Annotated in this window: 10 protein-coding genes; 3 read left to right on the top strand and 7 right to left on the bottom strand. The window is 49.1% G+C overall.

What is annotated here, in order from left to right:
- The 7 genes from GX117_14050 to GX117_14080 all read right to left on the bottom strand — a co-directional run.
- On the bottom strand, positions 1-676 hold a 676-nt coding region (locus tag GX117_14050; GenBank protein ID NLO34453.1), incomplete at its 3' end, for a Gfo/Idh/MocA family oxidoreductase.
- 166 nt (positions 677-842) lie between these two features.
- Entirely contained in the window at positions 843-1,565 is a 723-nt protein-coding gene (locus GX117_14055) for a carbon-nitrogen hydrolase family protein (GenBank protein NLO34454.1), read from the bottom strand.
- 55 nt (positions 1,566-1,620) lie between these two features.
- Positions 1,621-2,406, bottom strand: a complete 786-nt coding sequence (nagB, locus tag GX117_14060; protein NLO34455.1) for a glucosamine-6-phosphate deaminase — start codon at positions 2,404-2,406, stop codon at positions 1,621-1,623.
- A gap of 184 nt (positions 2,407-2,590) precedes the next feature.
- On the bottom strand, positions 2,591-3,505 hold the full coding sequence (locus GX117_14065; GenBank protein ID NLO34456.1) for a pyruvate synthase subunit beta: 915 nt from the start codon (positions 3,503-3,505) through the stop codon (positions 2,591-2,593).
- Positions 3,506-3,537: 32 nt separating this feature from the next.
- A complete protein-coding gene (locus tag GX117_14070; protein ID NLO34457.1) occupies positions 3,538-4,755 on the bottom strand; it encodes a pyruvate ferredoxin oxidoreductase in 1,218 nt (405 codons plus the stop codon).
- Positions 4,745-5,077 carry a 4Fe-4S binding protein gene (locus GX117_14075; protein NLO34458.1) on the bottom strand — a complete coding sequence of 111 codons (333 nt, stop codon included), beginning with the start codon at positions 5,075-5,077 and terminating at the stop codon, positions 4,745-4,747. Before GX117_14075 ends, GX117_14070 begins: the two co-directional genes overlap by 11 nt.
- A 25-nt stretch (positions 5,078-5,102) precedes the next feature.
- On the bottom strand, positions 5,103-5,705 hold the full coding sequence (locus GX117_14080; GenBank protein ID NLO34459.1) for a pyruvate oxidoreductase subunit gamma: 603 nt from the start codon (positions 5,703-5,705) through the stop codon (positions 5,103-5,105).
- A 410-nt stretch (positions 5,706-6,115) separates the two neighbouring features.
- On the opposite strand from GX117_14080, the gene GX117_14085 reads away from it, so the two are divergent.
- The 3 genes from GX117_14085 to GX117_14095 form a co-directional block, all read left to right on the top strand.
- Entirely contained in the window at positions 6,116-6,556 is a 441-nt protein-coding gene (locus tag GX117_14085; GenBank protein NLO34460.1) for a hypothetical protein, read from the top strand.
- 511 nt (positions 6,557-7,067) lie between these two features.
- Positions 7,068-8,423, top strand: a complete 1,356-nt coding sequence (locus tag GX117_14090; protein NLO34461.1) for an MFS transporter — start codon at positions 7,068-7,070, stop codon at positions 8,421-8,423.
- A gap of 206 nt (positions 8,424-8,629) precedes the next feature.
- On the top strand, positions 8,630-9,006 hold a 377-nt coding region (locus GX117_14095; GenBank protein ID NLO34462.1), incomplete at its 3' end, for a GTP-binding protein.

Below are 9,006 nucleotides of genomic sequence, written 5' to 3' on the forward strand. Positions count from 1 at the left end.
GTGCGGGTCCCAGCCACATGTCCCAGTCAAGGCCGGGTTCCATTTCTTCTTCAGGCAAATCGCAGGGGATACCGGGAACGCCAAAACTGCACAGCACACGGTCGATCTTTCCAATGGCGCCGTTACGCACGAGTTCGCAGGCTACACGAAATTCCTTCATGGAACGCTGCATTGACCCCGTCTGGAGTATACGCCCTGTCTCTTTGACTTTATTGATAATTTCAACGGCTTCATGAATATTGTGGGTCAGCGGTTTTTCGCAGTACACATCTTTGCCCGCTTCCAAGGCCGCCAACGTAATATAGGCATGCCAATGATCCGGGGTCGCAATGCATAAGGCATCAATATCATCACGAGCGATGACTTCGCGAAAATCGTTGTATCCTTTACAGTCTGCCGTGCCTCTTGACGGATGGCCTTCGTAAAAAGTGTTGACGCGATTTAAAAGGGCGGTGCGCCGTGTTGTATCCACGTCACACACTGCTACGATTTGGCAGCGTTTGTGATTTAAAAATCCTTCGGCCAGGTAGCTGCCTTGTTTACCGGCGCCTATAAATCCCATCGTAATGCGATCGTTGGCTTTGGGTTCTGAACTCCAGAGTCTTGATGGCAAAATAAGAGGGGCAGCGCTAAGGATCGAAACTTGTTTTAAGAAATTACGGCGGTTTGTACGCATAGAAATATTCCTTATCAGATTGAATGGAGGAATGACATAAGGATCCCATGCAGTAACGTTAAGCACTGCATGGGATTCAGAAAATAACTCTTTTTTGATTCTATCACGAGTCAGGGCATGGCATCACATTTTTTTGAAACCATACAATGGAAATTTTAACCGTCGTTTATTCTATTTCCAAGTCATAGGTGTAGCGGAATTCGTCGCTGCGCTTTGATTGGATAAGCCATTTTCCTTCCGGCGACATGATGCCGCTGGGCATATTAAGCTGTCCGGATTCAACGGCTGTGTTGGCGGTAACGATAAATACATTACTTTCGCGGGCGCGGAGCGCAAGATTAGATTGGTAATAGGCTGCATAGGCGGAATCGGTACCGGTAGCCATGCTATGAAAGATGATCTGCGCGCCTTTTTTACCCAGTTGGAAACTCAGGCGAGGATCAGGGTAAGGACCTTTGCCCGGGGCGACCCAAAGATCATTGCCAATGAGACAGCCGAAGGAGCAGTCTTTATAGTTGAAGACGCGTAGTTCTTCGCCGGGAACACACCATTTACGGTCGGCTTCGGTGGGAACAATTTTTTCATGGGTGCCCAACAATTGTCCTTCATCGGTGTAAATACGCGATTGGATGCAGTTTTTTCCGTCAATAATGACGCCGGTTCCGATAATGGCGGTCACATAGCTTTGGCGGCAGGCAGCGGCAATTTGTTTCCACGCGTCTTTGGTGCGCTCTTCATTAAAGTTGTTGTGGTACCCTGTCAAACTCATTTCAGGAAAAAGAAGGAAATCACAATCACCCTGTCGGATATAGCCGAGAATACGAGGCAGATTGTCTTTCTTGCTAGAAGACACATTCATTTGGATGCCGGCGATACGTATTGTTCTCATGACGTTTTCCTTTCGTTTGTGTTGCTAACAAAATCGAAATGCCGTACTGAAAGAATCATTGATAAGATGCCCATTCCGGAGCGTGGGCAAAATTCCAGTGATAATAGTCTTTCTGGGTCAATTGGGCGGCCGCGTCAGCGTCGGCGATAACCACGCAATCAGAATGCAGCTGCAATGCAGTGGCGCTGATCATACTGGTTATGGGACCTTCTACAGCCTTGGCGAGAATATCAGCCTTTGCTGCGCCTGTGACGAGCATCAGGCATTGTTCAGCCTCAAGAATGGTGCCGACGCCCATGGTGAGCGCAAAGCGCGGCATATCTTCGGGGCGTTCGAAGAGGGGACTGTTCTGCGCAATGGTTGCGGGGGTTAATGAGACGGCCCGCGTGCGCGATAAGAGCGGGGAGAGGGGTTCATTAAATCCGATATGCCCGGAATTTCCAATACCCAATAATTGAAGATCAATGCCGCCTGCATCTTCAATCAGATATTCATAATAATCTGCTTCGTCTTCGAGATCTTCGGCCAAGCCGTCGGGTAAGTGCGTGTTCCTCGGATCAATATTGACTCGATTAAAGAGTTTCTCATTCATATAATAGCGGTAGGAGTTTTTGTCCGATCCCGCCAAGCCCACATATTCATCCAGGTTAAAAGTCGTGGTGAGAGAAAAGTCAATTTCGCCTTTGCGCTGCATGGCTGCGAGCACATCGTAAAGACTTTCCATGGTACGCCCTGTGGCCAATCCCAAAACGGAATTGGGTTTCGATTGAAGCTGATCAGCAATAATCTTTGACGTGAGAGCTACCGCTTTTTCCGGACTATCCTGAATTATAACCTGCATATTGTCCTCCTGTTGTTCTTAGATACATCTTCTTGATCATAGGTCAAAATGATCATAACATTATCAATCAAGATACACCAAAACAAAATATTGCGAAGGCAAATTTAGTTGCGAAAGGAAGGGCTCCACGCCGGTTCTTCGGCGGGGGCGTCTTTTTGAAAACGGCGGCGGTATTACAGTTTCCTTAGGATCCGGGATTTTCCTGAAAATGGCGCGCTGTAATTTCTGTCCACCGTGCATCAACCTGTTCTTGCAGCAGCGCGATCGTGTCGTCATCGGTCTTGGCGAATCGGCCTTGTCCCGACAAGTACTCTCCCACGGAGATGCGCTTATCTTTTTCGGCAAGGCGCAGGCTTTTCCCGGTCAATCTGAAATGACCATTTTCAATTTCGTAGAGAACAAAAGCCCCTGATTCCACAGCATTGCGGGCAACGGTTACCGTGTCCGCAGCGGGGAAATGCCATCCCGCAGGGCAGGGCGCGCTCAGATGCATATAGCGGCATCCTGTCATGAACCGCGCTTTATAAACCTTATCGTAGAGGTCACCGGGATAGCCGGGACTGGCGGTGGCAATATAGGGGATGTTGTGCGCTTCCATAATGGCAGGGACATCTTTAGAGTATTGTTGTTTCCCATAATTTGGCGTTGTGGTTGTCCTGGCGCCTAAAGGGGTCATACTGGAACGCTGTGTGCCCGTGTTCATATAAGCTTCATTGTCATAACAGATAAACAAGAGGTCTGTATTGCGTTCTGCGGCGCCGCTCAAGGCTTGTATACCAATGTCCGCAGTGCCGCCATCACCGGCGATAGCTACGGTAGCGATATCATGACGCCCCTGTTTTTTGAGGGAGGCGGAAATACCGGAGGCAACAGCGGCCGTGCTGGGAAAGGTACAGTTGACCACAGGCAGCGTAACCGAGGAAGTGGGATACATGCCGCATAAGACTGTAAAACAACTTGCCGGTACAACGAGCACCGCTTTACCATCGAGTGCTTTTGTGACATGCCGAAAAGCAATGCCGATACTACATCCTGCACAAGCGCGGTTGCCCGGCAATAAATATTCCATTTCCGGAAGTTGAAGCAGATTGGTTGTCATAAAAACTCCATAGCATGTGAAGGGCTTGGACTTCAGAGTTGAAGGTTGAGCCAGCTTGTCGGTTTAGGACCCTGTTGGGCACGATCCCAGCCCATACTCTCAGTAACTGCCTCGGCCAACTGGCGCGCGTTTATGTCGCGACCGCCAAGACCGGCAATATAACCGTGGACTTCGGGTGTGACTTGATGACGAAACAGGGCGGCTTGAACATCAATAAAGATAGGACCGCCATAACCGTAAGTCAGACTTTTATCGAAGACGATGACGCGGCGCGCCTTTTTTAAAGCGCGGGCGACTGCGGCATCCGGGAAGGGACGGTAGGAGCGTATGCCGAGTACGCCTGCCCGCAGACCCGTCTCTTCGAGGAGATCAGCGGCAACAGTCGCTTCGTTGGCGAGGCTGCCGGCGGCAACCATAATAACCTCCGCATCTTCCGGACCATAGGTCCAGCAGAGACCGCCTGAAGATCGGCCGAAAGCGGAGGCATATTCTGCGTCAACGCTCTCAATCGTATTCAAGGCTTCTTGGTGCGCCTCTTGCATCAAATAACGAAATTCCATGTAGCCATGGCAAAGCGTACCGCTTCCGTTTTCCCGAGGATTGGCCAGGGTCACGGGGTTAATATTGCGGGGATCGCTGTTGTCCACAATGATTTGAGGTGTCAAGGCGGGCAAGAAAGCGTCCACTGCTGCCTGATCAGGGATTTCCACCGGCATCACAGTATGGGAAAGGATAAATCCGTCGTAGCAAACCATGACAGGAAGACTTAATAGCTCGGCGATGCGAAAGGCTTGCAAAAAGGTGTCGAATATTTCTTGATTATCCCGGCAATAGAGTTGAATCCAGCCATGATCCCGTTGCGACATGGCATCCTGCTGGTCATTGAGAACATTCCACGGCGCGGACATGGCACGATTGGCGCAGCCCATGACGATGGGAAGTCGCGATCCGGCTACCCACGACAATTGTTCGCTCATATAGGCCAAGCCGTTGGCGCTGCTGGCGGTAAAAACACGGGAACCCGCGACTGCCGCTCCAATGCAAACGCCCATGGCGCTATGTTCGCTTTCAACATTGACAAATTCGGCGCTGAGCTTTCCTGATTCCACATAAGCGGCGAGGGCTTCCACAACGCCTGATTGGGGCGTAATCGGATAGGCGGCGATCACGTCAACGCGGGCGAGACGTGCCGCCTCAGCGGCTGCATTATTGCCGGTGATTACGGCTACAGAAGGTGATTTAACAGCCACAACACGTATCCTCCTGAACCGTTTCCTGTCCCTCGTCCGTTTCCGCAATCATATCAATCGCTTGGGTGGGACAGACAGCGGCGCAAATGCCGCAGCCTTTACAGTAGAGCAAATCGATTTCCGGAGGTACCGTTTTGCTGATTACACTATCGGGACAAAAAGCCCAACATTGCATGCAAAGGGCTTTGTTTCTTTGTACGGCAATGCATTTGTCTGGGATCAAAACAGGGCGCGATGTGCGCCACTCTCCCGTTTTACCGGCTTCTCCAACACACGGCCAGGACATGGCTGTGTGTTGACCACAGTCCTTGGTTCCTGCCATAAAACTATCTCCGTTCATTCAAGGTTCAAACAAGTATTTCTTCAGGGGAAAAGCAGCGTGTTTGCTCATAGGATAAACGCGCAGCTTCAAAATTCTTCTTTGCCGCAGCAGGGGAAAAGATACTGTTCAGTGCCTTTTCCACATGTTCAAGTTTAATAACTTCAAAGGCACGGCTGATGGCGCCGAGCATGGCAGTATTGATCATGAGTGCGCCCGAAATAATCAGGCCTACTTCTTCCGCGACATGATTGGCGTTGACCATCGCGACGCGATAGCCGTTATTCAGTCCGGGAAGTTCATCCAACTCACGGTTAGTATTAATGATCACCAGCCCATTTTTTGCCAAGCCCTTGGTTGCGTTAGCGGCGGTTAATAGACTGTCATCTAAAACAACAATCATGTCCGGCTTATCGACTTGAGATAAGCTGCGCAAGGGACGGGGCGCGATGCGTGTTGATGCTGTGATGGGCGCGCCGCGACGTTCTGCGCCAAAAGTCGGCGCGGACATGATCCCGCGAAACCCGGCGTGATAGGCTGCTTCAGCAAGCATATTGGCTGATGTTACTGCTCCTTGTCCGCCACGGCCGTGCCATCGGACATCAAATTCTTTCGTAAGTTTCTTCTGCATTTATTCCTCTACCTACTTATTAAGATGTTATTCTTTCGTAGAACGAAGACTTAAAAAATGACCTGCATTCAGCCTGTCTAAGAAACAGGTTTGGGATATGAAAAATTTCTGTGGAATCTTCTATTTTTGCAACAAAGACGATGGAAGACAGGGAGTGGTGAACAAATCTGTCCGCATCAACTTGGGGTCTAAACTATACCATATTTTGCGCAATAGGACCAACTATTAAAGATTTTGGGGTCACCGCATACAAGACGGATTGGCGCTCTTGGGATGAAGGATCGCCCTCGGCAAGGCCCTATTAAAGAAGGAGAAGGATACATCAATATGGGAATGAAACGCCTCTTTCCGGGGTTAATAAATATGGTACAATTAATACAGACATGAGATGCGTTGTGGAGTATAAAGATATGGTAAACATTATTAAAGTACAATGTCCCCATTGTGGTGTTGAAGGCCGACTGGTACTGCCTGACGATGAGACTATTGTAGTTGGACCTTGCCCACAATGCCATGAATCCCTTTTGCTTTTTGCCGGACACGTCCTGCCCTTAAATACCAAGATTATGGAACATGGACAACCGCCGGAAGTCTATGAACATCTATATGGCGCATTGATTTCTTTCATCAGAGGAGAGCTGGATAGGCTATTCAAAAAACTCGGTAAAGATTTCCAAGTAATAGAAGAAGTGCCTGAAACGATCACCGAAGAGGATTTTGACGATACCGAGGATAGTGAAGAAGAATCGGATCGAGATCTTGCTATATCCAGAAAAGAAATGGAAGAGTTTATTCAGGAAGAACTGCCGCTCTTAGATGACGCGGACTATTTCAAGACTATATTTGGCTAAAAGTGCCCCTGCCATTCCGTAAGTTTCTGTGCAACGAAGATGCTGCGCGCCGCCCGAAAACAACAGAACTGCCACAGCTGTGCCTTTGACTTGCCCCTCTCTACTTCCATCATTTTGTCCATTTCAAAAGAACGTGGTGGGCTTAATGCTGTGCGGTCACGGGGCACGTGCCGCTTTGGTCCGCATCATAGGTTTTATCCGGTGGCGGAGGGGGAGAATCATTTTCTTTTTCTTACTTCCGGGTAAATTTGAACTGTCCCTGCATTTCCTGCAAAATAGGAGCAATACTTTCTTTTACCGCGTTCTTACGAGGGTGTATTGTGGGTGTATAGCTTAGGTGTACTGAATCCACAGGTTGGTCTGTAAGCGCCCTTAAGATAAGTCCGACAGATTGACACTTGAAAAGAAAACGGTTGAATGAGTCCTCTTAACAGAAAGCGTTTTTAACCACCGCTGTTATTTGATAACCGGCTTGGAAATAACGCGCCTCAGTAACACAGACCGTAAGGAAATGACGATGGGTCTTTTTGGAAATATTTTTGCTCCCGCCCCGCATATCCCGCGCCTGCCCCAAGAAAAAATTCGTAAACTCTACCCGCGCTATCGCTGGCGCATTATGGAGTCCACCTTCTTGGGATATGCTGCTTTTTATTTAGTGCGCAATAATCTGTCGGTCGTTGCCAAGGATATGGAAGCGGCATTAAACTACAGCCATAATGATATTGGCAGTCTCCTTGCAGCCAGTGCAATCAGTTATGGTGTAGGTAAATTTGTCATGGGCGCCGTTTCCGATCGGAGCAATCCCCGCGCCTTCATGGGCTTTGCCTTGCTCGCCACGGCACTGTTAAATTTCATCTTTGGCAGTGTGGCGAATTTTCAGGTTCATCTTCTGCTCTGGACGCTGAACGGATTTATTCAAGCCATGGGCTGGCCCCCTTGCGGAAGATCCATGGGGCATTGGTTCAGCGAACGAGAGCGTGGTCTGACCTTTAGTATATGGAATACCTCCCATAATCTAGGCGGCGGGATAACAGGCTATTTGGCGGGGTGGGCCATGCACTATTGGGGAGGCTGGGAATATGCGTTCTTTGTCCCCGGTGTGCTTGCCGCCATTGGCGGTGTGTATCTCTTACTGCGATTGCGCGACACGCCCCAATCGGTGGGACTGCCTCCCATTGAAGAATACAATGACGACTACCCATCGATCACCGCCGATCCCGATGATCTCGAAAGAGAATTGGGGACCCGTGAACTTTTTGTCGATTATGTGCTCAAAAATAAATACGTATGGATTTTGGCTTTTGCCAATTTCTTTGCTTATGTGACACGCTACAGCATGTTGGATTGGGGGCCTATGTATTTGCGTGACATTAAAGAAGCGGACGTTATCGGCGGCGGATTCGGTGTGTTTATGCTGGAATTCGGCGGTATCCCGTCCACTATTTTATTTGGGTGGTTGTCGGATGTTATCGGTGGGCGCCGCGGCATGGTCTGTGTATTGTGTTTCATTCCGATTATCATCGCCTTTTCATTGCTGGTCATAACACCGGCTCAGTTTTTATGGCTTGATATGATTTTGCTTACCGCTATAGGCTTCTTTATTTATCCGGTCATCAATCTCGTGGTCATCATCGCTCTGGACATGACCGGCAAGAAGGCAATCGGCACTGCCGCAGGATTTATAGGACTCTTCGGCTATCTGGGGCGCACCGTTCAGGCAAAAGGCTTCGGGTGGATGCTTGAGTACTTCGAAAATCTGTGGGGACTCGAACAGGCGTGGAACCTAATCATCGGCGTCATTATTTTCTGTTCCTTTGCCGCCATGTTTTTACTTGCCTTCACTTGGAAATTAAAACCTAAAGCTTGATCCGGACGTTTCAGCGCTTGACGACGACCGTTCTCTCTCTTTGCGATCCGAAATCTATTAAATGTGCTAATTGGATGCTTTTGTGTGCTGTTTGCCTACATAAGCGCCGCTCTGTTATGATAGAATAGGTATAAGAGGGAATAGGGGAGGAACGGATAGTCGCGCGGGGCGCCAACTACAAGCAAAGCAAGGCACTACAATCGTTTATGAAGACACCCCAGGAAAACATTCGAAATTTTTGTATCATTGCACATATCGATCATGGTAAATCTACCTTGGCAGATCGATTGATCGAGTTCACAAACACTGTGGATGAACGCAAAATCAGATCACAAACGCTGGACATGATGGATATTGAACGTGAGCGCGGCATTACCATTAAGTCCGTAGCCGTACGCATGGAATTCACAGCGGAGGACGGGAAAGAGTATATCCTTAATTTGATTGATACGCCCGGGCACGTGGTCTTTTCTTGTGAAGTTTCGCGGTCTATGGCGGCGTGTGAAGGAGCGTTGCTGTTGGTTGATGCAGCGCAAGGCATTGAGGCGCAGACGCTGGCAAATGCCTATAAAGCCATAGAAGA

This window comes from Candidatus Hydrogenedentota bacterium (assembly GCA_012523015.1).
Lineage (GTDB): Bacteria > Hydrogenedentota > Hydrogenedentia > Hydrogenedentales > CAITNO01 > JAAYBJ01.

Bases quoted from the DNA above. Each gene is read 5' to 3' on its own strand.
- GX117_14055 (NLO34454.1), bottom strand. From the start codon at position 1,565: ATGAGAACAATACGTATCGCCGGCATCCAAATGAATGTGTCTTCTAGC.
- nagB (NLO34455.1), bottom strand. From the start codon at position 2,406: ATGCAGGTTATAATTCAGGATAGTCCGGAAAAAGCGGTAGCTCTCACG.
- GX117_14065 (NLO34456.1), bottom strand. From the start codon at position 3,505: ATGACAACCAATCTGCTTCAACTTCCGGAAATGGAATATTTATTGCCG.
- GX117_14075 (NLO34458.1), bottom strand. From the start codon at position 5,077: ATGGCAGGAACCAAGGACTGTGGTCAACACACAGCCATGTCCTGGCCG.
- GX117_14080 (NLO34459.1), bottom strand. From the start codon at position 5,705: ATGCAGAAGAAACTTACGAAAGAATTTGATGTCCGATGGCACGGCCGT.
- GX117_14085 (NLO34460.1), top strand. From the start codon at position 6,116: ATGGTAAACATTATTAAAGTACAATGTCCCCATTGTGGTGTTGAAGGC.
- GX117_14090 (NLO34461.1), top strand. From the start codon at position 7,068: ATGACGATGGGTCTTTTTGGAAATATTTTTGCTCCCGCCCCGCATATC.